Raw genomic sequence first — 25802 nt, 5'->3', positions numbered from 1 at the left:
GAATTTCGTTATTTAATAAGTATTAAGTTCACAAATTACTGGCAGGTGATCGCTATATTTTAACCAATTTTCAATAGTCGCTACTTCAATACTTCTCATGCACTCTTCAATTGCTTTTGACGCGAAAATATAGTCTATGTGATATGGTTTTCCTCTATTTTTTTGATGATAAAAAGTTGGCTTTGATTCTTTACCTTGTTGCTCATTAAAATGGCTATGATACAAACTGTTGACGTCCATTTTTGATAATTCCTGCACCACATCAGAATGATTCCACCATCTATCCCATTCATCCCAGATCGAATTGCTATTGAAATCACCTGCTACAACTATTTTATTAAATTTATGTTTATTTATCTCTAAATATTTCCATAATTGTCCAATGTAGCCAAAGTTTGGTGATTTATTTTGACTTGTCCATACACTCAACAATTGAAAATCATTATTCACAAGACAAGGCAAAAAGTACTTTACTTCATGGTCTTTGTAGGTATCACTCCAGTTCAGCGCTTCGATTGATGTATTGTTTTTCGCAAAAATCCCAAGCCCTTTGTTTTTATTGTCACCTTTCCATAAATAATTTCCTGCCCAAGCAGAATAATGCTGATGTTTTGCTAATTCAGGATTTTCACATTCTTGTATAATGTAAAGATCAGCATTAAGGTCTGAAAGATGTTCATATTTATTCCTCAATGCGCCATTACAATTCCAAGTAACTATTTTCATTATTTATTCTATCTTTAAAAAAAGGAGTCAGAACCCCAAAATATGTAATATTCAGTAGTCACGAGCAGTTAGAGCCATCATATCCAACTCCCCAAATATATAAATAATTAGTTACAAAGCAGTAAACACACTTTGCGAAAAAGAATAGTTTTCGTACTTGTACAACCGAAAACTATCTTGAAATACGTACGCCCTAGCCCAGATAGCAGTGGAAATCCTTATGCGCCAGTCCCGAAACCTCGGGATGGCGTATAAGATTGTAACGTATAGCTGGATCAAGCTCCTAAAGAAAAGTTTAATGGTTCAATTGGCTATTTGATTATTAGAAAACCTTAGCAACTTTGTATCTTTGTCGCTTAGAACCTTTTTAAGAAAAATTATGCGCATTGATATTGTTACCGTTTTGCCTGAGTTGTTACGAAGCCCTTTTGAAGCTTCGATTATGAAACGTGCTATTGATAAAGGTTTGGTGGAGGTTCATTTTCATAACCTGCGCGATTACACGACTAACAAACAAAAAAGCGTTGACGATTATCCGTACGGAGGCGGCGCTGGAATGGTGATGACGGTGCAACCTATTGATGCTTGCATTACGCACTTAAAAAGCGAACGTACCTACGACGAAGTGATTTACATGTCGCCCGACGGTGAAACGCTCAACCAGAAAATGGCAAATACGATGTCATTGTATGAAAACATTATTATTTTGTGTGGGCACTACAAAGGTGTAGACCAGCGTGTGCGCGATCATTTTATTACTAAAGAAATTTCTATCGGCGATTATGTTTTATCGGGTGGTGAATTGGGAGCTTTGGTTTTATCGGATGCTTTAATTCGGTTGATTCCTGGAGTATTGAGTGATGAAACTTCGGCTCTGACTGATAGTTTTCAAGATGGCTTACTTTCGGGACCTATTTATACACGACCTGCAGACTACAAAGGATGGAAAGTGCCTGAAGTTTTAACGAGTGGTAACTTTGCCAAAATTGATCAATGGCGCGAAGATATGGCCTATGAGCAAACTAAAAATAGAAGACCGGATTTGTTGGAAGAGTAAAAATTAGTTTCAAGATTCAGGTTTAAAGTTGTGATTCAATAACTGCTGAACTTTAAACAAGAAAAACTTTAAACTTTAAACATTTTTTTCTACTTTTGCACCCACATTAAGTTAACCTCTGGCGAGATCCGTGAATGTTGACCTAAATTAAACCATAATAAAATAAAATCATGGCAGATTTATTGAAATTCGTTCAAGACGAGTTTGTAACAAGAAAAGATTTCCCAGTTTTTGCAGCTGGAGACACAATCACCGTTTACTACGAAATTAGAGAGGGTGAAAAAACAAGAACTCAGTTCTTTAAAGGTGTGGTTATTCAAAGAAGAGGTTCAGCTAACACTGAAACTTTCACCATCCGTAAAATGTCTGGTGCAATTGGAGTAGAGCGTATTTTCCCAGTGAACTTACCTGCATTACAAAAAATTGAAATCAACAAAAAAGGTGCAGTTCGTAGAGCTAGAATTTTCTACTTCAGAGAACTTACTGGTAAGAAAGCAAAAATTAAAGATAAAAGAAGATAGTTTTATCTCTTTGAATCATAAAAGTCCCAACTCGTTTTGGGACTTTTTTTTGCTCTAATTTTATCAAATCCACCATCAAACAAACACCAAATGAAAGAGTAAATATCACAATCCAAAACGAACACGTTATAATCTGAAAATTGATGTTTTTCTCGCGTAATTCGGGCCTCAATTACATCTGATTTTCATATCTTTGTGCGCCTTATTTCAAGAATAAACCTTTAAATAAGCTACTTTTAACGCTATTGGATTATAAAAATAAAAAAATGACACAGAAATCAAAGATTTTTTACACGCTTACTGACGAAGCGCCATTATTGGCCACTTATTCATTTTTACCTATCGTTCAAGCCTTTACAGGTACTGCTGCTATCGAAATTGAAACAAGAGACATTTCATTAGCTGGTAGAATTATCGCCAACTTCCCTGAGTTTTTGACAGATGCTCAAAAAACCAACGATGCTTTGGCTGAACTAGGTCAATTAGCTACTACGCCAGAAGCAAACATTATAAAATTACCAAACGTATCAGCCTCTGTACCGCAATTGAAAGCTGCTATTGCTGAGCTTCAAGCACACGGATACGCTGTTCCTAGTTATCCAGAAGAACCACAAAACGATGCAGAAACAGCTATCAAAGCTAAATTTGCAAAAATTTTAGGATCTGCGGTAAACCCTGTTTTACGTGAAGGAAACTCTGACCGTAGAGCACCAAAAGCAGTTAAAAATTATGCAAAAGCAAACCCACACAGTATGGGTGCTTGGAGTGCAGACTCAAAAACATACGTAGCATCAATGGAAAGTGGTGATTTTTACGGAAGTGAAAAATCAGTAACCATTACTACTCCAACTGACGTAAAAATTGAATTGGTTGCTGAAGATGGTTCGACTACAACACTAAAAGCGAGTACACCATTAAAAGCAGGTGAAATCATTGATACTGCTGTACTGAATGTAAACGCATTAAAATCATTTGTAGCGCAAACGATTGCTGATGCTAAAAAACAAAACATTCTATTATCAGTGCACTTAAAAGCGACGATGATGAAGGTATCTGACCCAATCATTTTTGGTGCTATCGTAGAGGTTTACTTTGCAGATGTTTTCGAAAAATACGCAACTTTATTCCAAGAATTAAACATTGATACCCGCAACGGTCTTGGTGACGTTTATGCTAAAATCGCTGGAAATCCATTGCAAGCTGAAGTAGAAGCCGCATTAAACGCAGCTATCGAAAATGGTCCTGCATTGGCAATGGTAAACTCTGATAAAGGAATTACCAACTTACACGTTCCATCTGACGTAATTGTAGATGCTTCGATGCCTGCTATGATTCGTACTTCTGGACAGATGTACAATAAAGAAGGAAAACAACAAGATACTGTTGCACTTATTCCAGACCGCTCTTACGCTGGTGTATATACTGCCACAATTGATTTTTGTAAAAAACACGGTGCTTTTGACCCAACTACCATGGGAAGTGTTCCTAACGTAGGTTTGATGGCTCAAAAGGCAGAAGAATACGGATCACACGACAAAACATTCCAAATTACAACCAACGGAACTGTTCGTGTTGTGGATACAAATGGCATTGTTTTAATGGAACAAGCCGTTCAAACTAATGATATCTTTAGAATGTGTCAGGCAAAAGATGCTCCTATTCAAGACTGGGTAAAACTAGCCGTAAACAGAGCGCGCTTGTCAAGTACTCCAGCTGTTTTCTGGTTGGATGACAAAAGAGCACACGATAGAGAATTGATCGTAAAAGTAAATCATTACTTGAAAGATTTTGATACAACTGGCTTAGACATTCGCATCTTGAATCCAGTTGATGCTACTCAATTTACTTTAGAAAGAATTGTACAAGGTTTGGATACTATCTCAGTTACTGGAAACGTATTGCGTGATTACCTAACTGATTTATTCCCAATTTTAGAAGTTGGAACTTCTGCTAAAATGCTTTCTATTGTTCCGTTAATGAACGGTGGTGGATTGTTTGAAACGGGTGCAGGCGGATCAGCTCCAAAACACGTTGAGCAATTTACAGAAGAAGGATATTTGCGTTGGGATTCATTGGGTGAGTTTTTAGCACTAGGAGCTTCATTAGAGCACTTAGGTCAAACTTTAAACAACACAAAAGCAATTGTCTTAGCAGAAACTTTAGATGTAGCTACTGAGAAATTTTTAGCGAATGACAAATCTCCTGCACGTAAAGTAGGTGGAATTGACAATAGAGGATCACAATTCTACTTAGCTATGTACTGGGCTGAAGCTTTGGCAGCACAATCAAAAGATGCTGAATTGCAAGCGACTTTTGCTCCAATTGCAGCAGAACTTTTGAGTAACGAAGCTACAATTAACGCTGAATTAATTGCAGCACAAGGAAAAGCGCAAGAAATTAAAGGTCATTACCATCCAATTCCGGAATTGACTAGCAAAGCGATGCGTCCGAGTGCAACGTTCAATGCTATTATCGGAAAGATCGCATAATTAAATGCACAAATAAGGATAACTATAAAAGACAACTCATTGAGTTGTCTTTTTTTTATTAGTAATACCTTAACATCCGTTATAATAAAATTAAGAATACAAAGTTTGTTCTTTGTAGCTTATATTTCGTTAAACAACTTTTTATGGATTTTATGAAAAAATACCTATTGCTGTTTCTTTTATTTGGCGCTTTGCCAGCTTTGGCCCAAGATAAATTCACACTGAGTGGTACTGTGATTGATGCCAATAGCAATGAAACGTTGATTGGAGTAAATGTGGTGGTTACCGAGTTAAAAACGGGAGTTACTACCAATGAATATGGTTTTTACTCGATTACATTACCCAAAGGGACTTATACCGTCCAAGTAAGTTATTTGGGATACAAAACCATTGAACAAACTTTAAATCTAAATCAAAACGTTAAAAATAATTTCAATTTATTTGGTAACGAAACCACTTTGAAAGAGGTCATCATTACCGATAATAAAACCAAGATCGATATCAAAAAACCCGAGATGAGTGTTAACAAACTCTCGATTTCAGCCATTAAAAAAATGCCTGTTGTTCTAGGTGAAGTAGATGTTTTAAAATCTATTTTATTATTGCCAGGAGTTACAAACGCGGGCGAAGGCGCCTCGGGTTTTAACGTTCGTGGTGGCGGTGCCGATCAAAATTTAATTTTACTAGACGAAGCAACCATTTTTAACTCCTCGCATGTTTTTGGTTTTTTCTCCGTTTTCAATCCAGATGCTATAAAAGATTTAAAACTATATAAGGGCGGAATTCCAGCGCGTTTTGGAGGAAGAGCTTCCTCTGTTTTAGATATTTATCAAAAAGATGGCAACAGTAAAGATTTTCATGTAAATGGAGGAATCGGTTTGATCAGTAGCCGCATTCTTGCCGAAGGACCTTTAGTAAAAGATAAAGGTTCGTTTTTAATTGGCGGTCGCAGCTCGTACGCCCATTTATTTTTAAAACTTTCCGAAGAACAAAAGGACAACGCCGCTTATTTTTATGACCTCAACACCAAATTAAGCTACAAACTAAATCCCAATAACAGTTTGTATTTATCCGGTTATTTTGGTCGTGATGTTTTCAGTTTAAGAGATAGTTTTTCTAACATTTACGGAAACACCACGGTGAACTTGCGTTGGAATCATTTGTTTTCTGAAAAATTATTCTCTAACCTGTCCTTGATATACAGTGATTATTATTACGGTTTAGACCTTGATTTTGTAGGTTTCAAATGGGATTCTGGTATTAAGAACTACAACATCAAATACGATTTCAAAAACTATATTTCGGATAAATTCAAATTGAATTACGGAATGAACAGTATTTATTACGAGTTCAATCCGGGAACTATCAGACCATCCAAACCCGATAGTGGAATTAACTTTGCACAATTAGATAAAAAATACGCTTTCGAACCTGCATTATACCTAAATGCCGATCATGATATTAGCAACAAAATTTCACTTTCTTACGGATTGCGCTACAGTATGTTCTACCGTTTGGGTGCATCGGATGTTAATCTTTACCAAGACAACAACCCAGTATTGTTTAATCCTGAGTTGAAAATTTATGAAAAAGCAACTCCTATCGGTCAAAAATCATTTTCCCGTAACCAAGTAATTGAAAGCTTCAACTACCTTGAACCGCGATTTTCTGCTGCTTATCAAATAAATGATGAACAATCCATAAAAGCGAGTTACAACCGCATGGTGCAGTATTTGCAACTCATCTCAAATACCTCATCTCCTACTCCGCTTGATATTTGGACACCAAGTGATAATTTCATCAAACCACAAATTGCCGATCAAGTTGCCTTAGGATTTTTCAAAAATTTCAGCAACGACCAATATTCTTTTGAAGTAGAAACCTACTATAAAAAAGTACAAAACCGTTTGGATTATATTGATGGAGCCGATTTGATTGCCAACAATGCAATCGAGCAAATCATTCTTAACGGGCAATTACGTTCCTACGGACTCGAACTTTTACTTCGTAAAAACGAAGGAAAACTGAACGGTTGGATCTCTTATACCCTATCACGTTCAGAGCAGCAAACTCCCGGACGAACTCCACTTGAAACCGGCATCAACAATGGGCAGTGGTACAATTCTGTTTATGACAAACTGCATAACCTAGCAGTTACTTCTTCTTATACCTTGAATGACAAATGGTCTTTTGGAGCTAATTTTGCACTACAAAGTGGCCAACCAGTAACCTTCCCAACTGGGCAATACGAGTACTTGGACATTGTGGTTCCTAGTTATGGCTTGCGCAATAAAAATAGATTGCCAGCATACCACCATTTAGATATTGCTGCAACTTTAACACCAAAAAGTAATGCTAACCGCCAATGGAAAGGCGAATGGGTTTTCAGTATTTACAACCTATACAACAGGCGCAACGCAGCATCAATTAATTTCAGGCAAAATGCGGATACAGGTGCTAATGAAGCCGTTCGTACCTCAATTTTTGGAGTAGTTCCTGCTGTGAGTTATAATTTTAAGTTTTAAATTCTTTTTGACACCATGAAATCAACAAAAAATATCCTCAAACAAAGCCTTCTTTTTCTTGCACTTATACTCTCTTTTTTGGTGAGTAGTTGCGAAGATGTAATTGCAGTTGACTTAGATGAAGCCGCTCCAAAATTAGTTATCGAAGCAGCTATCAACTGGCAAAAAGGCACCTCAGGAAATACCCAAAAAATAAAATTGACTACTACAACTGGCTTTTACAGTGCCCAAATACCAAAAGTAAGCGGCACCAATGTGACTATCAAAAACAGTCAAAATACAGTTTTTGTCTTCAACGAAGTAGGAACAACAGGCGAGTACGTTTGTAGCAATTTTGCACCGGTAATTAACGAAACTTATACCTTAACCATCATCAGTAACGGCAATACCTACACTGCATCCGAGACTCTGAAAGCGGTCGCACCAATTAGCCGAATCGAGCAAAACAACCAAGGCGGTTTTACAGGAAACGAAAAGGAAATTAAAACCTTTTATCTTGATCCTGCCGGCGAACCTAATTATTACCTGTATAAATATTCGTATTCAAACCAACGCAAGTCAGACTTTTACGTAGACCGTGACGAATTTTTTGATGGCAACGAGTTTTTCAGTATTTCGCAAAACGATGAACTAAAAAAAGACGATAAAATCGAGGTTACTCATTACGGCATTTCTCGCGCCTATTACAACTACATGAGCGTGCTCGTGAGCATTGCAGGCAACAGCGGCGGCGGCCCATTTCAGTCACCACCGGCAACCGTGCGCGGCAACATTGTCAATACCACCGCTCCTGAAAATTTCCCGCTAGGTTTTTTTAGCCTAAGCGAGATTGCAGTTGCCAATTACACCGTACAATAATTAGTAGCTTATCCAGCTGTTCATTACAACCCACAACCGCTCTTGAACTGTTTTGTAGCTTGTATAAGGAGCTTCCTTTGGTCGCTCTTCTACAAGCACAAAACAAATGTTCAAGAGCGGTTCTTGGTTTTCATTTCCATCTTGGCTAGGGCATTCGGCAATAACAGAACTTTTATTTACTTTTACAATCCTATTTCAAAACCGCAATACCATGTCTTCACATCATATCGTTCGAGACGATCAAGAACCTGCTTTAATAATTGCCAATGGTGCCGCTTGCAATCCTGAACTTTTGGGGCAGTTGTTAGAGTGGTCTCCGCTTGTGATTGTGCTTGACTCGGCCATGGAACGCGTGATGGACTTGAACATAAAAGTTGATGTTTTGTTGGGCGATTTCGATCGAGATTTCAATACAGAGCGATACCAAACCTTGCAATACCCAATTGATATCATTCATACGCCGGACCAAAACAAAACCGACCTAGAAAAAGCTTTTGATTACCTAATTGAACGCAAAATTCCCGCTGTAAATGTAGTTTGGGCCACCGGACGAAGAGCCGATCATACCATTACCAACATTACCAACATTGTCCGCTACAAAGACCTCATTAAAATTGTAGTTCTTGACGACCATTCGAAAATTTTCCTTCTACCACGACAATTCGAAAAATGGTATACGGCCAACACTCCTATTTCTCTCATTCCCGTTGGTGAAGTTTCAGGAATTCATTCCAGTAATTTGTATTATCCTTTACAAAATGACACCCTCACTATTGGGTATCGCACCGGTAGTAGCAATCATGTCGCCAAAGATGGACTAGTAAGTATTTCGCACCAATCAGGCGATTTATTGTTAATGGAATGTTTTGATTAGTTGTGTGGAAGTTTACAAAAAAATCTACGGTAAAAAGAAATCCAAAACAGAAACAAAAATGGTAAAAAATAATAAAATTTTGATAGTTTGTGTTTTGCTACTTGGCTTTTATTTATTCAAAAATTTCTTGTCCAAAAATATGATTTCGGGAACTTATGTTAGTAATAACAAACAAAGTTTAATTGACGGACCAAATTTTGGAGATACTTTGAAAATTTACAGTAATGATAGATTTGAAAGTCAAACTTGGGGAAATGGAAAGTATAAACTAAAATATTCACTGAAAGGAACTAATATTCAATTAAATTATAGATTTGAATTTGGAGAAGCTAGTTATGAAATGAATATTTATAGAAGTTTTTTTTCTAAACCCAGAATTAATTTAGACAGTGATTTAGAATATTATTTTGAAAAAGTAGATTAAAATGGCTGTACAAATTTGTCCAAAGTGTAAAACAGATAATTTTTTTTGGAATATTGATGTTAGCGAAACTACATTGACAAAATGGAGCTGTCTACGTTGTAAATATATTGCAGTCGAAAATGAAACCGATGAAAGAAAATGTCTCAAATGCAATCAAAAAACTGAAACAAAATTAATAGATAAAATAGAAGAATTTTGTTGGTGTAGTAATTGCAACTCTACAACAAAAATTTAATAAAAAACCAGCACAAAACAGCTACTAAATCGGATTTGGACAATTAGCTTTAAGGATAACTAGTTTTGTATTTAACTTCAAACTAGTTAACGAAAAATTGATTTTACTTTAGAACAGAACACCTTTATTTTCAGAAGCTCTACTACAACTTTAAAACAGCATCTCTCACGATGTCGTAATGACTCCACGGAATAAAATGATTGGCATTTTCAATCACAATGGCATTTAAACTTGCTGCATTGCTAAAATTTTCTTTCATAAAATCAACATTACTAAACGGTACCAAATCATCTTTGGTCCCGTGAATAATTGTAACTCCTGACGTAATCTTAGGCAACTTTGGTTTCAAAGCAATCAAATCTTCTTTCAACCACCACAATTCATCGTTCGATGGTCGCAACGCACCCGGAATCAAATACCGTAACGGTGGCGAAAGGATCACAGTGCGCCATTTTTCTGGCTTTTCGGCAGCAGGATCGAGCGAGCCCGCCAAAATAACTAAGTGTTTGTATCGATTGGGATAATCCGCAGCAAGTTGCGTTATAACGGGTCCGCCCATCGAATGACCAATCAACACAACCTCTTTTTGATTACTCATTTTCGCAATAAATTGGGCAATGTACTTCGACTGAACAGCTAAGTTTTCGGCCATCCCAAAATCGCTATACCCAAAACCCGGACGGTCAATGGCAATCATTCGGTATTTTTTCAGCAATAAACTATCTTTTAAATAATCCTTGTAGGCGTTCCAACTTCCTGGCGAACCGTGAATAAAAAACAGCGTAGGTTTTGCCGCATCACCAGTTTGAATATAATGTATTTGATGGCCGTCTATACTAAGGTACTTGTCTTGAATTTGAACTTCGTTTTCAGTAAAAAACTGCTTTGTTTCCTTGGCACTGTAGCGCATTCGCATACACGACTGACTCATTACCACATAGCTCAAAAATAAGACATAGGCAATGTAGCGTTTTCTAAATCGGAATCGGTTCAACGTAAAATTCATTAGTGTTTTTGTTATAAAAGTAACCGTTTTTTGTGGCAACTAAAAGCCTTGAAGCTACAATTTTTACACCAACTCAAAATGCTATTTTCTCTTAAGCAACCGCCTAACCATTTACAAGTTAGGATTGACTATCTTTGCACTGAAATTAAAAAAATGAAAGCAACAACAAGCATCCTTAAAACAAATTTACATCCTCGAAATCTTGATCGTGAAGGGTATAATTTTGAACAATTGTCGGCCGTAAATCCTGAGCTTAGCCAACATGTATTTGTGAATGAATATCAAACACAAACCATCAATTTTAGCGATCCTCTAGCCGTAAAGGCGCTCAATAAAGCATTGCTTGCTTTTCATTTTAACATCAAAAATTGGGACATACCAGCCCAATACCTTTGTCCGCCAATTCCCGGTCGCGCAGATTACATTCATTACCTAGCCGATCTATTGGCTTCAAGTAACAATGGTGTAATCCCTGAAGGTGATTCCGTACTTGGCCTTGATATTGGTGTAGGTGCCAATTGCATTTATCCTATTTTAGGAAACGCAATTTATGGTTGGAATTTTGTCGGTACCGATATTGACCTTACAGCGATTGAAAATTGTAGTAGCATTTTGAGTGACAATCCAAAACTTGGTGAAGCCATCAGTTTGCAACAGCAAACGGAGTCGCGATTTATTTTTAAAAACATCATCACGCCTGAAGATCGTTTTACGTTTACAATTTGCAATCCGCCTTTTCATGCCTCGGCAGATGAAGCTACCAAAAGCAGTCTTCGAAAGGTGAACACACTCGAAAAAACAAAAACAAAAGAACTTGTTCTTAATTTTGGTGGACAAAATGCCGAACTATGGTGTGCTGGTGGCGAACTAGGATTTTTGACCCAAATGATTTTTGAAAGTGCCAAATACCCAATGCAATGCTTGTGGTATACCACTTTGGTGTCTAAAAAGGAAAATCTTTACAGCTTAAACAAAACCTTACAAAAGGTAAGCGCTGTAACAGTACGTACCATTGATATGGCGCAAGGCCAAAAAACAAGTCGAATTTTAGCTTGGACATTTCATAGCGAAGCCCAACAAAAAGCGTGGAAATTTTAGTTTTTAAAAACCGTTTGTCAAATTCCTTAGTATCTTTGTGAACTAGCACTGTACCCACATGAAGTTCCAAGTAGTATCCGATTACCAGCCCAAAGGCGACCAACCTGTAGCCATTCAAAAATTAGCACAAGGTATTATTGATGGCGATCCTTTTCAAACCCTTTTGGGAGTTACAGGATCCGGAAAAACATTTACAGTGGCCAATGTAATTCAGGAAGTGCAGCGTCCTACTTTGGTTTTGGCACACAACAAAACCCTTGCGGCACAGTTGTACTCTGAATTCAAACAGTTTTTCCCGAATAATGCGGTAGAATATTTCGTATCCTACTATGATTATTATCAACCGGAAGCCTTTATGCCGGTTACCGGAGTTTTCATAGAAAAAGATTTATCTATTAATGAGGAATTGGAGAAAATGCGTATGTCGACAACGGCTTCGCTACTTTCTGGTCGTCGTGATATTTTAGTTGTAGCATCGGTATCTTGTTTGTACGGTATCGGAAACCCAATTGAATTTCAGAAAAATTTAATTCCGCTTGAGCGCGGTCAAATGATTTCGCGAACTAAATTGCTACATCAATTAGTACAAAGTTTGTATTCCAGAACGGAAGCCGACTTTAATCCAGGCAGTTTTAGAATTAAAGGTGATACCGTTGATGTGTACCCAAGTTATGCTGACGAAGCCTACCGAGTTCATTTTTTTGGTGATGAAATTGAAGAAATTGAAAGTTTTGATACCAAAACATCCCAAGTTTTAGAAAAATTCGAACGATTAACAATTTATCCTGCCAATATGTTTGTTACCTCGCCCGATGTGCTGCAAAATGCCATTTGGGAAATCCAGCAAGATTTAGTCAAACAAGTTGATTATTTTAAAGAAATAGGCAAACATCTGGAAGCAAAACGACTCGAAGAACGTACTAATTTCGACTTAGAAATGATTCGAGAATTGGGTTATTGCTCCGGAATTGAAAACTACTCTCGTTATTTAGATGGCCGTTTGCCAGGCACAAGACCTTTTTGCTTACTAGATTATTTTCCTAAAGATTATTTGATGGTGGTTGATGAAAGTCACGTTACCTTATCACAAGTAAGTGCTATGTATGGAGGCGACCGCAGCCGTAAAGAAAACTTAGTAGAATATGGTTTCCGACTTCCCGCTGCGATGGACAACCGTCCATTAAAATTTGAGGAATTTGAAGCCATGCAAAACCAAGTCATTTATGTATCTGCTACTCCCGCGGATTATGAATTGCAAAAAACAGAAGGTGTTGTCGTAGAGCAAGTAATTCGTCCTACCGGATTGTTAGACCCTATTATTGAAATTAGGCCAAGTTTAAATCAAATTGACGATTTAATTGAAGAAATTCAACAACGAGCCGAACAAGATGAACGGGTTTTAGTGACTACTTTGACCAAAAGAATGGCTGAAGAGTTGGCTAAATATTTAACTAAAGTTCATATTCGTTGTCGTTATATTCATTCAGAAGTAGACACTTTGGAACGAATTGAAATCATGCAAGATTTACGAAAAGGTATTTTTGATGTATTAATAGGTGTAAACTTATTGCGTGAAGGTCTTGATTTACCTGAAGTTTCTCTTGTTGCGATTTTAGATGCCGACAAAGAAGGTTTTTTACGTAGCCACCGATCTTTAACGCAGACTATTGGTCGTGCGGCAAGAAACCTGAACGGAAAAGCTATCATGTATGCTGATAAAATTACAGACAGCATGCAAAAAACAATTGATGAAACCTCATACCGCAGAACCAAACAAATCAATTACAACGTTGCAAACAATGTAGTTCCGCAAGCGCTGAACAAAAAAATCGAAAGCGCATTTACCAAAAATACTTTGGTAGATTACGAACTGGGCAACAGCGCACCAGTAGCCGCAGAGCCAGTAAATGCCTATTTATCGAAACCTGAAATTGAAAAATTGATTCGGGAGAAAAGAAAAAACATGGAAAAAGCAGCCAAAGAATTAGACTTTATGCAGGCGGCCAAATTCCGTGATGAAATCAAAGCATTACAAGAGCAACTTACTTAATTGTGTTGCTCTTGAAAAATAGTCAATAGAACTTCGCTCTCAATAATAGAGAAAGGTGCTTGTTCCATTAATTTTAAAATGCGTTTAGTCGCGTGCGGATTCAACCCCATTTTAATAGCAATTTGCTGAATGGCGGCTAATTCTTTGTCATGCAAAACGCCATCGCAATGCATAAGCAATGCCAATCGATAAAATTGCTGTATGCGCATAAACTCTGAGCGAATAGGAAGCTCGGGCAATTCTTCATGAAATAGCGCTTGAAAATCAGCAGTATTAAAACCTAATTCAACAGCCACAATTCGCAAGAACTCGTATTCTCTTGGATGTAGTTTACCATCAACCGTGGCAAAAGCAATTAATTCTAAAAGTAAACTTCTCTTTTCTTCGAAAGTAGCCATCAAATTCCTATTTTTAGCTAAATTATAGTTTTTAGATCACATACACAAAATCACTTTTATGACAGTGAAATTTTTATCCGTTTACTTGTTGTTATTATTTACAGTAATAGCTCAAGGTCAATCAAGTACCGCATCCAAACAAGTAAGTACTTTTGAAATTAAAGCTCCACAACTTCAAACCACCAAAAAAATCTGGGTGTACTTGCCCAAAAATTACAAAAGTTCCAAAAAGAAATATCCCGTGATGTACATGCACGACGGTCAAAATCTATTCGATGCTGCAACTTCTTATAGTGGCGAGTGGAATATTGATGAAAAACTCGATAGTTTGCAAGCACAAATTATCGTTATCGGAATTGCGCATGGCAATGAAAAAAGGCTAGACGAACTCACGCCTTTTAAAAACGAAAAATATGGAGGCGGCAAAGCAGACGAATACTTAGAATTCATCACCAAAACACTAAAACCGTATATTGATCAAAACTTTAGAACCAAAACCGATAAAAATCATACGCTGATTATGGGAAGTTCTTTGGGTGGACTCAACTCCTTTTACGCCGTTTTAAAATATCCTGAAATATTTGGCAAAGCAGGTGTTTTTTCACCTTCGTTTTGGTTTTCGAAAGAGATTTACACGTTCATGGAAAACAGTAAAAAAACAAAAGCCAAAATCTATTTTCTTTGTGGAGACAATGAAAGTCCAGAAATGGTTTCTGACCTGATCAAGATGGAATACCTATTAAACTCCAACCGCTGTTATTGCTTAAACAGAAACGAGAAAAAGATAGTTAAAGGTGGCCAACATAATGAAAAACTGTGGAGAGATGGTTTTGTGGACGCGCTATTATGGCTTGGCTATTAATTTTGAAAATGATTGAATCCTATGAAACTTTTATTGCATCAATACGATTTAAAACTCAAACATACTTTTACGATTTCGAGAAAATCAATCAACAAGCAGCCTACATTAATTGTCGAGCTACAAAGTGGCGGTTGCTCTGGTTATGGTGAAGCTACCGCAAATCCGTATTATAATATTACGGTACCCATGATGGTCGAAGATTTAAAGAAGTTAGAGTCCATTTTAGCCCCCCTTAAACCTTGCAAACCAGAAGAATTTTGGAAGCAAGTAGCACCTTTTTTAACACATAATAAATTTGCATTGTGTGCTTTAGACAATGCTTACAACGATTGGTATGCGCGATCTAAAGGTTTGAAATTATACGAATTATGGAACTACAATACTTTAAATAATCCGCTGAGCAATTATACGATTGGAATTGATTCTATTGACAAAATGATTGCAAAAATGGAAGAATTGCCATGGCCGATTTATAAAATTAAATTAGGTACAGCTGAAGATTTGGCAATCGTAAAAGCACTTCGCAAACATACCAATGCCATTTTTAGAATTGATGCCAACTGCGGATGGACCGTTGACGAAACACTTAAAAATGCAAAGGAATTGCAACAGCTTGGCGTAGAATTTTTAGAACAACCTTTGCCTGCAAACGATTGGGAAGGTCATAAAAAAGTATTTGAAAACTCCGTTTTACCTATTATTGCTGATGAAAGTTGCATTGTTGAAACAGATGTAGCGAAATGTCACCAACATTTTCACGGTATAAATATCAAACTAACCAAGTGTGGCGGCTTGACTCCTGGCCGACGCATGTTAGCCGAAGCCAAGAAACTAGGAATGAAAACCATGGTTGGTTGCATGACCGAATCAACCGTGGGCATCTCCTCTATCGCGCATTTACTCCCTGAATTAGATTTTGTAGACATGGATGGCGCATTATTGTTGCAAGAAGACATCGCAACAGGAATTAAATTAGAATTTGGCAGAACAATCTACGCTGCCACTGCTGGAAATGGTGTGCAACTTTTGTAAACTAGCAATGGAAAGCGACTATTAAAAAAAACAACCGCTAATTACTTATAAACCGTACCTTTGCTAAAAATACATACCATGACAAATAACGATATCTTCAAAAAACTTCGCGTAGCATTGATGTTACGTGACGATCAAATAGTAGAAATTCTAGAATTAGTTGATTTTAGAATTACAAAATCTGAATTAGGCGCTTTTTTTAGAGATGAAAAGCACGAAAATTATATGGAATGCGGAGATCAAGTGTTGCGTAATTTCTTGAACGGATTGGTAATTCACTTGCGTGGAACGAAAGAAAACCCGAAGAACCCAAAAGACGTTTTAGCCAAACACAAAGCGCAAATTCCTGTGAAAGACGGTGCTGAAAACAGACCTGAATTTAAAGCAAAACCAAGAGACCCGGAAGGTGCACGCGGAGATGAAGCTCCTGCTAAAGCAAAACCGGCTGCAAAAAAACCGTTCAAAAAAACTTTCGCAAAAGGAACTCCTAAAGTACAAGTGGTTGAAAAAGTAAAATACAACTTCGGTAAAAACAAAAAATAAGCCGAATGAAAACAGCGATTGTTATTGGAAGCACCGGATTGATTGGCTCTGCCTTGGTACAACTTTTATTAGAGAGTGCTGATTACAGTAAAGTCATTACTTTCGTAAAAAGAGATACAGGTTTGCAACATCCTAAACTCATGCAACATCAAATTGATTTCGATGCACCAGAAAGTTTCCAACAGTACGTCGTGGGTGATGATTTGTTTTGCACTATTGGAACAACTATCAAAAATGCAGGAAGCCAAGAAGCGTTTAGAAAAGTAGATTTTGAATACCCAAAACAGTTTGCAAGTATTGCTGTAGCACAGAATGTAAAACAGTTTTTATTGATTTCTTCATTGAACGCATCGGCAACATCAACTAATTTTTACCTAAAAACCAAAGGTGAAATTCAGGATTTTTTAAAAACCTTACCTTTTGAGAACGTTGCTATTTTACAACCTTCGCTATTACTTGGTCCAAGAGCTGAATTTAGGTTTGGCGAAAAAGTAGGTGCATTTTTTATGAAAATATTTTCCTTTATATTTCAAGGGAACTTAAAAAAATATAAAGCCATACATGGCGCTACCGTTGCCAAAGCCATGTACACACTAGCTCAAAAAAACACAGTAGGTTTTCATATTTATGAATCGGACGTGCTTGAAGAACTCGGTAAATAAAACTCATTCAAAATCCTGATAAGTCATCAGGATTTTTTTTAACCAAAATCAAATGCTATGGAACGTCTTTTTTGTTTACTCTTTCTATTTTTTGCACTAAATCTATCTGCTCAAACTAAAAAAGTTGCCGATCCTGCTTTCTTTTTTGATGGTAAATTGGTTTCGCAACAAACCATTGCTTACATCGAACCCGACCTTATTGCAACCGTTAATGTCATAAAAAGAGATACAGTAATAAACAATGTCCGCTTTGAAAGTCAACTTTTTATTCAATCCAAAAATCCGAAACAGTTTGACTTCATGACTTTGGAACAAATAAAAAATGAATATACCAAGGTCAAAACCAAAAGTGTGGGATACGCAATCAATGGCGAAATAATCAAAGACGACATCGAGACGATACAGTTAAATCGCAATTATATCCTAGAGGTCAATACAACGAACACCACCGAATTTTACAATTTAAGTTCTGGAGAAATTCAATCAGACATTATACATGTTCTTGGAAAAACTGCAAAAAACATCAAGGATAAAAAGGAGCAAATTTTAAAAGATGCTTCAAAAAAAGAATAAAACGAAAAGTGAAAAATTTTGCTTTGCGGTTTACGAACTACAACTCAACATGCTACAACCTACTTTTTCGCGAGCCCAATCTGGTCTTTTGGCAAACCATTTTTCAAACTCAGGTTGCTCGTCGTATGGTTTCTGAAGCACATTAAATAATTCTTCTACAATTGAATAGTCCCCTTTTTCGGCTGCATCAATCGCTAATTGGGCCATATAATTACGTAACACATATTTCGGATTACAAGTATTCATTTTGTTTGCTCGCTCTTCATCTGAAATAGTTTCCTTTTGTAAACGATTCAAATAATTTTGCAACCATTGCACCCACTCGGCTCGCACATTTTGAGGCAATTGTTCTTCATTGTAAAATGCTAAGCAAATAATATCAAAAGCTGCTTCAACAGCGTTCTCTTTCTTTATTTTACTCAGCATTCTAAAAAAGAGTGTCATGTCCATTTCTGCCTTTTCTAATAATTGCACCAAAGTACCAATTAAAACCAAATCATTTTCGGCGTCGCCGGTTAATCCCAATTTATCCTGCATCATTTGTAAATAATCCTTTTCGTAATCAGATCGAAAAGACTCTAAAACAGCTTCTAAAGGCGCTGCTTCCTCAATAAGAGGAAATAAAGCATTTGCCAATTGATACAAGTTCCACAACGCAATTTCGGCTTGATTACCAAATCGATATCTTTTATATTGAGCATCAGTCGTATTGGGTGTCCAACCTGAGTTGTAATCCTCAAGCCAGCCGTAAGGTCCATAATCAATCGTAATTCCGTGAATAGACATATTATCGGTATTCATTACACCATGCACAAAACCCACGCGTTGCCAATGAATAATCATGGTACGAGTCGCTTTTGCAACAGCACTAAAAAAGGCAACATATTTCGATACGCTTTCTTCCTTTATATCTGAAAAATGATGTTTGATGGTATAATCAGCCAATAATCTTAGATTTGCAAGGTCATTGCGTGCTGCAAAAATCTCGAAGCTTCCAAAACGAATAAAAGAAGGCGCTACTCTACATACCACAGCACCTTTTTCATAAGCAGGATTGCCATTGTATAAAATATCACGTAAAACCGGATCACCTGTTTCCATCAACGATAAAGAGCGAGTTGTAGGAACTCCTAAATGATGCATGGCCTCAGCACACAAATATTCACGGATAGACGAGCGCAAAACCGCAAAACCGTCTGCATTGCGGGAATAAGGTGTAGGTCCCGCACCCTTCAATTGGAGCGTATACAGCTGATCATTATTTATAACCTCAGTCAAATTTATAGCACGACCATCTCCCAACTGCCCAGCCCAATTGCCAAACTGATGTCCTGCATAACACATCGCATACGGTTTAGTATCCGGATAAACTGTCGATCCTGAAAAGACCTTTAAAAACTCAGTACTGGACAAATCAGTTTGTGATAATCCAATATTGTCTGCAACTTCAGCAACAGCATGAATTAACACAGGATTAGATGGCACCACCGGTTGCACATATGAAAAACAAGCTTTTTCCACTTGACGCGGTGTATTATTTTGATCTTTATCAGCCGGTAATTCGGTAATAAAGCTATTATGTATGTGAAGTTTCATAAACTGATTATTGATGAGACAAAGGTAAATCAAAGGGCTAACAAAACACTTTCTGTTATAATTTTATTAGCAATAGTTTAGGACAAAGTAAAATCAAAGCAAAAAAAAACCTGTTTGCCAGAGACAAACAGGTTTGTAATATATAACAAAAAATAAATTAAGAAAGCGCCGCTTGTACTTGATCAGCTGCTTCTTGAAATTCAACAGCAGATAAAATTGGCATTCCTGAATTATCGATTAATTCTTTTGCAATAGCTGCATTGGTACCTTGTAAACGAACAATGATTGGTACTTTAATAGCATCACCCATATTTTTGTAAGCATCAACAACACCTTGTGCCACACGGTCACAACGTACAATTCCACCAAAAATATTAATCAAAATCGCTTTAACGTTTTGATCTTTCAAGATAATACGGAAAGCAGTTTCAACACGTTTTGCATCAGCAGTTCCTCCTACGTCAAGGAAGTTAGCAGGCTCAAAACCAGCATATTTAATTAAATCCATAGTTGCCATTGCAAGACCTGCTCCGTTTACCATACATCCTACAGTACCGTCAAGGTCAACATAGTTCAATCCTACTTCTTTTGCTTCAACTTCGATTGGATTCTCCTCACGAACGTCACGCATGTCAGCATATTTTGCTTGTCTGTACAAAGCATTATCATCGATATTTACTTTAGCATCAACAGCCATAATTTTATTATCAGATGTTTTCAAAACCGGGTTGATTTCGAACATAGAAGCATCTGATCCGATGTATGCATTGTATAAAGAGTCGATGAATTTCACCATTTCTTTAAAAGCATTTCCAGAAAGACCTAAGTTAAAAGCAATTCTTCTTGCTTGAAAACCTTGTAACCCTACAGAAGGATCAATTTCTTCAGTAAAAATCAAATGTGGTGTGTGCTCAGCAACTTCTTCAATATCCATTCCACCTTCAGTAGAATACATGATCATGTTACGACCTGTAGCTCTATTCAATAAAACAGAAACATAAAATTCAGAAGTTTCACTTTCACCAGGATAGTATACATCTTCAGCAATTAATACTTTGTGTACTTTTTTACCTTCAGCAGAAGTTTGAGGCGTGATCAATTGCATTCCGATGATTTGTTCTGCAATTTCTTCTACTTGCTGTAAGTTTTTAGCAAGCTTAACTCCTCCACCTTTTCCACGTCCACCTGCGTGAATTTGTGCTTTTACCACATACCAACTAGTACCGGTTTCAGTTGTTAATTGTTTGGCAGCAGCTACCGCTTCTACTGGGCTATTAGCAACGATTCCGCGTTGAATACGCACTCCGTAGCTAGCTAAAATCTCTTTTCCTTGATATTCGTGTATGTTCATAATATAGAATTTGTCTGGCTTCTGAAATTTTTTCAGATTTTAAAGTGGCACAAAAATAGCAAAATTATGTGTAACTGCTCTTTTTTTTCCTAAAAAATTGGGGAATTATTAGTCATGAAATACTACTGAAACGGTGTCAACCAAAACAAATTTAAGCTTATGTTATAATTTTGTTATATTTTTTTATCTCAAGTTGAAAATCAGCATTATTTAGATGTTTCTGCTTGCAATTTGTCTATTTGTAGACTCGAATTTTATCGAAAAAACAAATCACCTCCCTTTAAATCGCGTTTTTGTATTTTTCACAACGTTTTTCTGTTATTACTATAAAAAATACTCGTATTTAACCAATTTGACTAATAATCCATACTAAATATTTAATTTTGAAGAAAAAAATTAAGCATGAAAGTTAAAGAACAAGGTCTGTATTTGCCCGAATTTGAACACGATAATTGCGGAGCAGGATTTATTTGTAATCTAAATGGAATTAAGTCGAACGATATTATTCACAAAGCACTTGACATTTTAATCAAGTTAGAACATCGCGGTGCCGTAAGTTCTGACGGACGCACAGGAGACGGCGCTGGAATTTTATTTGATATTCCTCACGCTTTTTTTAAAAAAGCATGTGATTTTGAAATCCCTGAAATAAGAGAATATGCAGTAGGAATGTTGTTTATGCCTAAAAGTGCGAACCAACTTTTATTTTGTAAAACTACTTTTGAAAAAGCCATTCAAGATCAAAACTTATCCATTTTAGGCTGGCGTACCGTTCCAGTTGATGTTACGAACTTGGGTGCAATTGCTGCCGAAAAAGAACCTAATGTAGTTCAAGTTTTTGTGGGTAAAAATGGGCAAGATTTAACAGAACAAGCCTTCAATGCCAAAATGTTTGCTGCAAGAAAAATAGCAGAACATACCGTATTAAATTCCAGAATATCCGAGAGCTATCGTTTTTATTTCTCCAGTTTTTCTACCACTACAATAATATATAAAGGTTTATTGATGCCAGAAGACATCAGTAGGTATTACACCGATTTGCTTGATGATGACTTGGTAACCCGATTGGCATTGGTTCACCAACGTTTTTCTACCAATACTTTTCCGTCTTGGGAACTCGCGCAACCGTTTCGCTATATGTGTCACAATGGAGAAATCAACACTTTGCGCGGAAACATTAGCCGCATGCGTGCACGTGAGGAGTTAATGAAAAGTGATGTTTTTGGCGAAGACATCAAAAAGCTTTTCCCAATTATTCTGGAAGGAAAATCAGATTCTGCTTCAATGGATATGGTAATTGAACTGTTATTAATGACAGGTCGTTCTCTGCCGGAAGCAATGATGATGGTTGTTCCTGAAGCTTGGGAAAAACACCAAACGATGTCAGCCGATAAAAAAGCCTTTTACGAATACAATGCTTGTATTATGGAACCTTGGGATGGACCAGCTTCTATTCCTTTTACAGATGGTAACGTTATTGGCGCTTTATTGGATAGAAATGGTTTACGTCCATCTCGTTATACATTGACTAAAAGTGGCTTCGTAATTATGTCTTCAGAGATTGGAGTTCTTGACATCAAACCAGAAGATGTGATTCAGCACGGTCGATTAGAACCAGGAAAAATGTTTTTGGTTGACATGAACGAAGGCCGAATTATAGAAGATGACGAAATCAAAAATGCAATTGTCACCAAACGTCCTTACAAACAATGGTTGGATGAAAATTTACTACCATTAGCGCAAATTCCTTACACTGATAATCCTATTCCTGTTGAAAATATAGATTTCGAAACTAGACAGCGTCTCTTTGGATATACGATTGAAGATTTAAAAACCATCATCAACCCAATGGGTGCCGAAGGAGCCGAGGCGCTAAGTTCTATGGGTAACGATACGCCGCTTGCCGTTTTATCAGATCAGCCACAGCTTTTATATAACTATTTCAAGCAATTATTTGCTCAGGTTACTAATCCACCATTGGATGGTATTCGTGAGGAAATCATTACTGATATCAGTTTAGCGATTGGTGGAGATTTTAATATTTTTGATATTGAGCCTAAGCATTGCAAAAAACTAAAAATCCAAAATCCTGTTATTTCCAACGAAGATTTAGATAAAATAAGAAATATTGATCATGCTGATTTCAAATCAGTCACTATTTCTACATTATACGATATCAAAAAAGGAGTTAATGGATTAGAACGTGCATTAGAAAAAGCAGTTCAAGCCACTTTCAAAGCAGTTTCAGAAGGTTGTAACATTGTGATTCTTTCGGACAGAGGAGTAAGTGAAAAAATGGCTCCAATACCAATGTTATTGGCCTGTTCTTACATTCATCATTCGTTAAACATTCTCAAAGTTCGATCAAAATTTGGTATTCTTATCGAATCGGCTGAACCACGTGAGCCGCATCATTTTGCGCTTTTATTCGGTTACGGCGCAAGTGCTATAAACCCGTACATGGTTAATGAAATTATTCACAATCAAGTAAATGCAGGATTTATCACTGGCGTAAAAGCCGATTATGCCATCAAAAATTACAACAAAGCCATTGCAAAAGGGATTCTGAAAATCATGAATAAAATCGGAATTTCTACTTTGCATTCTTACAGAGCGGCACAAATTTTCGAAATCCTAGGACTGAACAAAACTTTTACTTCTAAATATTTCCCATACACACCATCTCGAATTGAAGGAATTGGATTGATGGAAATTGAAAAAGAAGTCAAAAAAAGATATCAAAAAGCCTTTCCAAATTCTAAAGTCAGTAATTTACTTCCACTTGAAATTGGCGGTGTTTACAGATGGAGAAGATCAGGTGAAAAGCACATGTTCAACCCAACCACGATTTCTAAATTACAACAAGCTGTTCGCTTAAACAGTCCTGAAAGTTATAAGGAGTATTCAAAAATGGTCAATGATCAAAGTGAAAATTTGATGACCATAAGAGGTTTATTTGAATTCAACAACTTAGACCCTATACCTCTAGATGAAGTAGAACCTTGGACTGAAATTGTAAAAAAATTCAAAACAGGTGCCATGTCTTATGGATCCATTAGCCAAGAAGCACATGAAAACCTAGCGATCGCCATGAACAGAATTGGTGGTAAAAGCAATTCAGGAGAAGGAGGAGAAGATCCAAAACGTTTTCAAAAAGACTTAAATGGAGACTCTAGAAATAGCGCTATCAAACAAGTTGCTTCTGGCCGTTTTGGGGTTTCGATCAACTATTTGACCAACGCTCGTGAGATACAAATCAAAATGGCACAAGGCGCCAAACCTGGTGAAGGCGGACAATTACCTGGCGAAAAAGTAGTGCCTTGGATTGCCGAAACACGAAATTCAACACCATATGTTGGCTTAATTTCGCCACCACCGCACCATGATATTTATTCAATTGAAGATTTATCGCAGTTGATTTTTGACCTAAAAAATGCCAATCGCGAAGCTAGAATTAATGTCAAATTAGTTTCTGAAGTTGGTGTTGGAACAATAGCCGCTGGAGTTGCAAAGGCAAAAGCAGATGTGATTTTAATTTCAGGATACGACGGAGGAACTGGAGCCGCTCCATTGACTTCATTAACACATACCGGAATTCCTTGGGAACTTGGACTTGCCGAAGCGCAACAAACATTGATTTTAAACGATTTGAGAAGCCGTATCGTTTTAGAATGTGATGGCCAATTAAAAACGGGTCGCGATGTGGCTATAGCAGCCTTACTAGGAGCGGAGGAATTTGGTTTTGCAACAGCGCCATTAGTAGCTTCAGGTTGTATCATGATGCGAGCTTGTCACTTGAATACATGTCCGGTAGGAATTGCAACACAAGATCCTGAATTGAGAAAAAATTTCAAAGGAACGCCAGAGCACATAATCAACTTCATGTATTTTATTGCCGAAGAATTGCGCGAAATTATGGCTCAATTAGGCTTTAGAACCTTAAAAGAAATGGTTGGACAATCACAAAAACTGAATGTAAACAAAGCTATTAAGCATTATAAAGCAAGTGGACTAGATTTGTCTTCCATTTTATACAAGCCTGAAAAAGCAAAAGAAGTTCCCAATCACAATACAACTACTCAAGATCATGCTTTAGAGCACGTTTTGGATTTTGATATTATCAAAGCTGCGATTCCATCAATTTACAGAAAAGAAAAAACAAGAGTCACCTTCGATATCAAAAACACCGATCGTTCTGTAGGAGCAATTCTGAGTAACGAAATTTCAAAAATATACGGTGCGCAGGGTTTACCCGAAGACACTATTTTAGTTGATTTTACAGGATCCGCTGGACAAAGTTTTGGCGCTTTTGCAACAAATGGTTTATCTTTTAAAATTCACGGCAACTGTAATGATTATCTTGGCAAAGGGCTTTCTGGCGGAAAACTAATCATTAAAGTTCCTCCTACTGCTACTTTCAAACCCGAAGAAAATATCATTATTGGTAACGTGGCGCTATACGGGGCTATTACTGGCGAAGCCTACATTAATGGTATGGCGGGAGAACGTTTTTGTGTTCGAAATTCAGGAGCGACAGCTGTGGTAGAAGGAATTGGAGATCATGGTTGCGAATATATGACTGGAGGAACTGTAGTGGTTTTAGGAAAAACCGGAAGGAATTTTGCAGCTGGTATGAGCGGTGGAATTGCGTATGTTTTTGATCCCAACAAAAAATTTGATGCACGAGTTTGCAACATGGAAATGGTTGGCTTGGAATCTTTAGAAGAAGACGATTTTACCAAACTACGTCGTTTGATTAAAAATCATTCGCTGTATACGAGTAGTCCTTTAGCAAAAAGGATTCTGGAAGATTGGGAAAATCAACAGCAGCATTTTGTAAAAGTAATGCCCACTGATTACAAAAAAGCATTACAACGCCTAGCCGAAGAAAAAGAAATTAAAGAACTTATAGCGTCATAGTC

20 protein-coding genes are annotated in these 25802 nt (G+C 37.0%); 15 read left to right on the top strand and 5 right to left on the bottom strand.

The window, feature by feature from the left end; translation table 11 throughout:
• Positions 1-12 precede the first annotated feature (12 nt).
• Positions 13-726 (bottom strand): endonuclease/exonuclease/phosphatase family protein, encoded by a 714-nt coding sequence (locus ACXX8U_RS03530; RefSeq protein ID WP_458564632.1) that lies wholly within the window; start codon positions 724-726, stop codon positions 13-15.
• Positions 727-1105: 379 nt separating this feature from the next.
• On the opposite strand from ACXX8U_RS03530, the gene trmD reads away from it, so the two are divergent.
• The 7 genes from trmD (at position 1106) to ACXX8U_RS03495 (ending at position 9474) form a co-directional block, all read left to right on the top strand.
• A complete protein-coding gene (gene trmD, locus ACXX8U_RS03525; protein WP_458564631.1) occupies positions 1106-1783 on the top strand; it encodes a tRNA (guanosine(37)-N1)-methyltransferase TrmD in 678 nt (225 codons plus the stop codon).
• 170 nt (positions 1784-1953) lie between these two features.
• On the top strand, positions 1954-2304 hold the full coding sequence (gene rplS, locus ACXX8U_RS03520) for a 50S ribosomal protein L19 (RefSeq protein ID WP_210791752.1): 351 nt from the start codon (positions 1954-1956) through the stop codon (positions 2302-2304).
• 266 nt (positions 2305-2570) lie between these two features.
• Positions 2571-4793, top strand: a complete 2223-nt coding sequence (locus ACXX8U_RS03515; protein WP_458564630.1) for an NADP-dependent isocitrate dehydrogenase — start codon at positions 2571-2573, stop codon at positions 4791-4793.
• Positions 4794-4945: 152 nt separating this feature from the next.
• Entirely contained in the window at positions 4946-7318 is a 2373-nt protein-coding gene (locus ACXX8U_RS03510) for a TonB-dependent receptor (protein ID WP_458566380.1), read from the top strand.
• A 15-nt stretch (positions 7319-7333) separates the two neighbouring features.
• Positions 7334-8176, top strand: coding sequence for a DUF4249 domain-containing protein (locus ACXX8U_RS03505; RefSeq protein WP_458564629.1), 843 nt, complete (start codon positions 7334-7336; stop codon positions 8174-8176).
• A 211-nt stretch (positions 8177-8387) separates the two neighbouring features.
• Complete coding sequence (locus tag ACXX8U_RS03500; RefSeq protein WP_458564628.1) at positions 8388-9050, top strand: thiamine diphosphokinase; 663 nt, start codon at positions 8388-8390, stop codon at positions 9048-9050.
• 58 nt (positions 9051-9108) lie between these two features.
• Positions 9109-9474, top strand: a complete 366-nt coding sequence (locus ACXX8U_RS03495; protein WP_236363202.1) for a hypothetical protein — start codon at positions 9109-9111, stop codon at positions 9472-9474.
• A gap of 377 nt (positions 9475-9851) precedes the next feature.
• Here the strand turns inward: ACXX8U_RS03495 and ACXX8U_RS03490 are convergent, their stop codons facing one another.
• Positions 9852-10715: an alpha/beta fold hydrolase gene (locus tag ACXX8U_RS03490; RefSeq protein ID WP_458564627.1), complete on the bottom strand. Its 864-nt coding sequence runs from the start codon at positions 10713-10715 to the stop codon at positions 9852-9854.
• A gap of 153 nt (positions 10716-10868) precedes the next feature.
• Between ACXX8U_RS03490 and rlmF the strand changes: the two genes are divergently transcribed.
• Together rlmF and uvrB are read left to right on the top strand one after the other, a co-directional pair.
• Positions 10869-11813, top strand: coding sequence for a 23S rRNA (adenine(1618)-N(6))-methyltransferase RlmF (rlmF, locus tag ACXX8U_RS03485; protein ID WP_458564626.1), 945 nt, complete (start codon positions 10869-10871; stop codon positions 11811-11813).
• Between the two features lie 58 nt (positions 11814-11871).
• On the top strand, positions 11872-13863 hold the full coding sequence (gene uvrB / locus ACXX8U_RS03480) for an excinuclease ABC subunit UvrB (protein ID WP_458564625.1): 1992 nt from the start codon (positions 11872-11874) through the stop codon (positions 13861-13863).
• Here the strand turns inward: uvrB and ACXX8U_RS03475 are convergent.
• Positions 13860-14261 (bottom strand): TerB family tellurite resistance protein, encoded by a 402-nt coding sequence (locus ACXX8U_RS03475; protein ID WP_458564624.1) that lies wholly within the window; start codon positions 14259-14261, stop codon positions 13860-13862. The two genes, uvrB and ACXX8U_RS03475, sit on opposite strands and share 4 nt — an antisense overlap.
• A 58-nt stretch (positions 14262-14319) precedes the next feature.
• On the opposite strand from ACXX8U_RS03475, the gene ACXX8U_RS03470 reads away from it, so the two are divergent.
• From ACXX8U_RS03470 to ACXX8U_RS03450, 5 genes are all read left to right on the top strand, one after another.
• Positions 14320-15123 (top strand): alpha/beta hydrolase, encoded by an 804-nt coding sequence (locus ACXX8U_RS03470; protein ID WP_458564623.1) that lies wholly within the window; start codon positions 14320-14322, stop codon positions 15121-15123.
• 21 nt (positions 15124-15144) lie between these two features.
• Complete coding sequence (locus ACXX8U_RS03465; RefSeq protein WP_458564622.1) at positions 15145-16155, top strand: dipeptide epimerase; 1011 nt, start codon at positions 15145-15147, stop codon at positions 16153-16155.
• A 78-nt stretch (positions 16156-16233) separates the two neighbouring features.
• The gene (locus tag ACXX8U_RS03460; RefSeq protein WP_458564621.1) at positions 16234-16698 is read left to right on the top strand and encodes a DUF1456 family protein; all 465 of its coding nucleotides are present in this window, start codon (positions 16234-16236) and stop codon (positions 16696-16698) included.
• A gap of 5 nt (positions 16699-16703) precedes the next feature.
• Entirely contained in the window at positions 16704-17360 is a 657-nt protein-coding gene (locus tag ACXX8U_RS03455) for an NAD(P)H-binding protein (protein ID WP_458564620.1), read from the top strand.
• 57 nt (positions 17361-17417) lie between these two features.
• Positions 17418-17933, top strand: a complete 516-nt coding sequence (locus tag ACXX8U_RS03450; RefSeq protein ID WP_458564619.1) for a hypothetical protein — start codon at positions 17418-17420, stop codon at positions 17931-17933.
• Between the two features lie 30 nt (positions 17934-17963).
• On the opposite strand, the gene ACXX8U_RS03445 is transcribed toward ACXX8U_RS03450, so the two are convergent.
• A complete protein-coding gene (locus ACXX8U_RS03445; RefSeq protein WP_458564618.1) occupies positions 17964-19529 on the bottom strand; it encodes a protein adenylyltransferase SelO in 1566 nt (521 codons plus the stop codon).
• 157 nt (positions 19530-19686) lie between these two features.
• Positions 19687-20880: an ADP-forming succinate--CoA ligase subunit beta gene (gene sucC, locus ACXX8U_RS03440; RefSeq protein ID WP_306261006.1), complete on the bottom strand. Its 1194-nt coding sequence runs from the start codon at positions 20878-20880 to the stop codon at positions 19687-19689.
• A gap of 402 nt (positions 20881-21282) precedes the next feature.
• On the opposite strand from sucC, the gene gltB reads away from it, so the two are divergent.
• A complete protein-coding gene (gene gltB / locus ACXX8U_RS03435) occupies positions 21283-25800 on the top strand; it encodes a glutamate synthase large subunit (RefSeq protein ID WP_458564617.1) in 4518 nt (1505 codons plus the stop codon).
• The last annotated feature ends 2 nt before the right edge of the window (positions 25801-25802 follow it).

The sequence above is a fragment of the Flavobacterium sp. GNP001 genome (assembly GCF_054343775.1).
The sequence above is the reverse complement of the archived record's forward strand: the minus strand, read 5'-3'. Positions and strand labels throughout refer to the sequence as shown.

Excerpts from the sequence above, each read along its gene's own strand:
- ACXX8U_RS03530 (WP_458564632.1), bottom strand. The coding sequence starts at position 726 with ATGAAAATAGTTACTTGGAATTGTAATGGCGCATTGAGGAATAAATAT.
- trmD (WP_458564631.1), top strand. The coding sequence starts at position 1,106 with ATGCGCATTGATATTGTTACCGTTTTGCCTGAGTTGTTACGAAGCCCT.
- rplS (WP_210791752.1), top strand. The coding sequence starts at position 1,954 with ATGGCAGATTTATTGAAATTCGTTCAAGACGAGTTTGTAACAAGAAAA.
- ACXX8U_RS03515 (WP_458564630.1), top strand. The coding sequence starts at position 2,571 with ATGACACAGAAATCAAAGATTTTTTACACGCTTACTGACGAAGCGCCA.
- ACXX8U_RS03510 (WP_458566380.1), top strand. The coding sequence starts at position 4,946 with ATGAAAAAATACCTATTGCTGTTTCTTTTATTTGGCGCTTTGCCAGCT.
- ACXX8U_RS03505 (WP_458564629.1), top strand. The coding sequence starts at position 7,334 with ATGAAATCAACAAAAAATATCCTCAAACAAAGCCTTCTTTTTCTTGCA.
- ACXX8U_RS03500 (WP_458564628.1), top strand. The coding sequence starts at position 8,388 with ATGTCTTCACATCATATCGTTCGAGACGATCAAGAACCTGCTTTAATA.
- ACXX8U_RS03495 (WP_236363202.1), top strand. The coding sequence starts at position 9,109 with ATGGTAAAAAATAATAAAATTTTGATAGTTTGTGTTTTGCTACTTGGC.
- ACXX8U_RS03490 (WP_458564627.1), bottom strand. The coding sequence starts at position 10,715 with ATGAATTTTACGTTGAACCGATTCCGATTTAGAAAACGCTACATTGCC.
- rlmF (WP_458564626.1), top strand. The coding sequence starts at position 10,869 with ATGAAAGCAACAACAAGCATCCTTAAAACAAATTTACATCCTCGAAAT.
- uvrB (WP_458564625.1), top strand. The coding sequence starts at position 11,872 with ATGAAGTTCCAAGTAGTATCCGATTACCAGCCCAAAGGCGACCAACCT.
- ACXX8U_RS03475 (WP_458564624.1), bottom strand. The coding sequence starts at position 14,261 with ATGGCTACTTTCGAAGAAAAGAGAAGTTTACTTTTAGAATTAATTGCT.
- ACXX8U_RS03470 (WP_458564623.1), top strand. The coding sequence starts at position 14,320 with ATGACAGTGAAATTTTTATCCGTTTACTTGTTGTTATTATTTACAGTA.
- ACXX8U_RS03465 (WP_458564622.1), top strand. The coding sequence starts at position 15,145 with ATGAAACTTTTATTGCATCAATACGATTTAAAACTCAAACATACTTTT.
- ACXX8U_RS03460 (WP_458564621.1), top strand. The coding sequence starts at position 16,234 with ATGACAAATAACGATATCTTCAAAAAACTTCGCGTAGCATTGATGTTA.
- ACXX8U_RS03455 (WP_458564620.1), top strand. The coding sequence starts at position 16,704 with ATGAAAACAGCGATTGTTATTGGAAGCACCGGATTGATTGGCTCTGCC.
- ACXX8U_RS03450 (WP_458564619.1), top strand. The coding sequence starts at position 17,418 with ATGGAACGTCTTTTTTGTTTACTCTTTCTATTTTTTGCACTAAATCTA.
- ACXX8U_RS03445 (WP_458564618.1), bottom strand. The coding sequence starts at position 19,529 with ATGAAACTTCACATACATAATAGCTTTATTACCGAATTACCGGCTGAT.
- sucC (WP_306261006.1), bottom strand. The coding sequence starts at position 20,880 with ATGAACATACACGAATATCAAGGAAAAGAGATTTTAGCTAGCTACGGA.
- gltB (WP_458564617.1), top strand. The coding sequence starts at position 21,283 with ATGAAAGTTAAAGAACAAGGTCTGTATTTGCCCGAATTTGAACACGAT.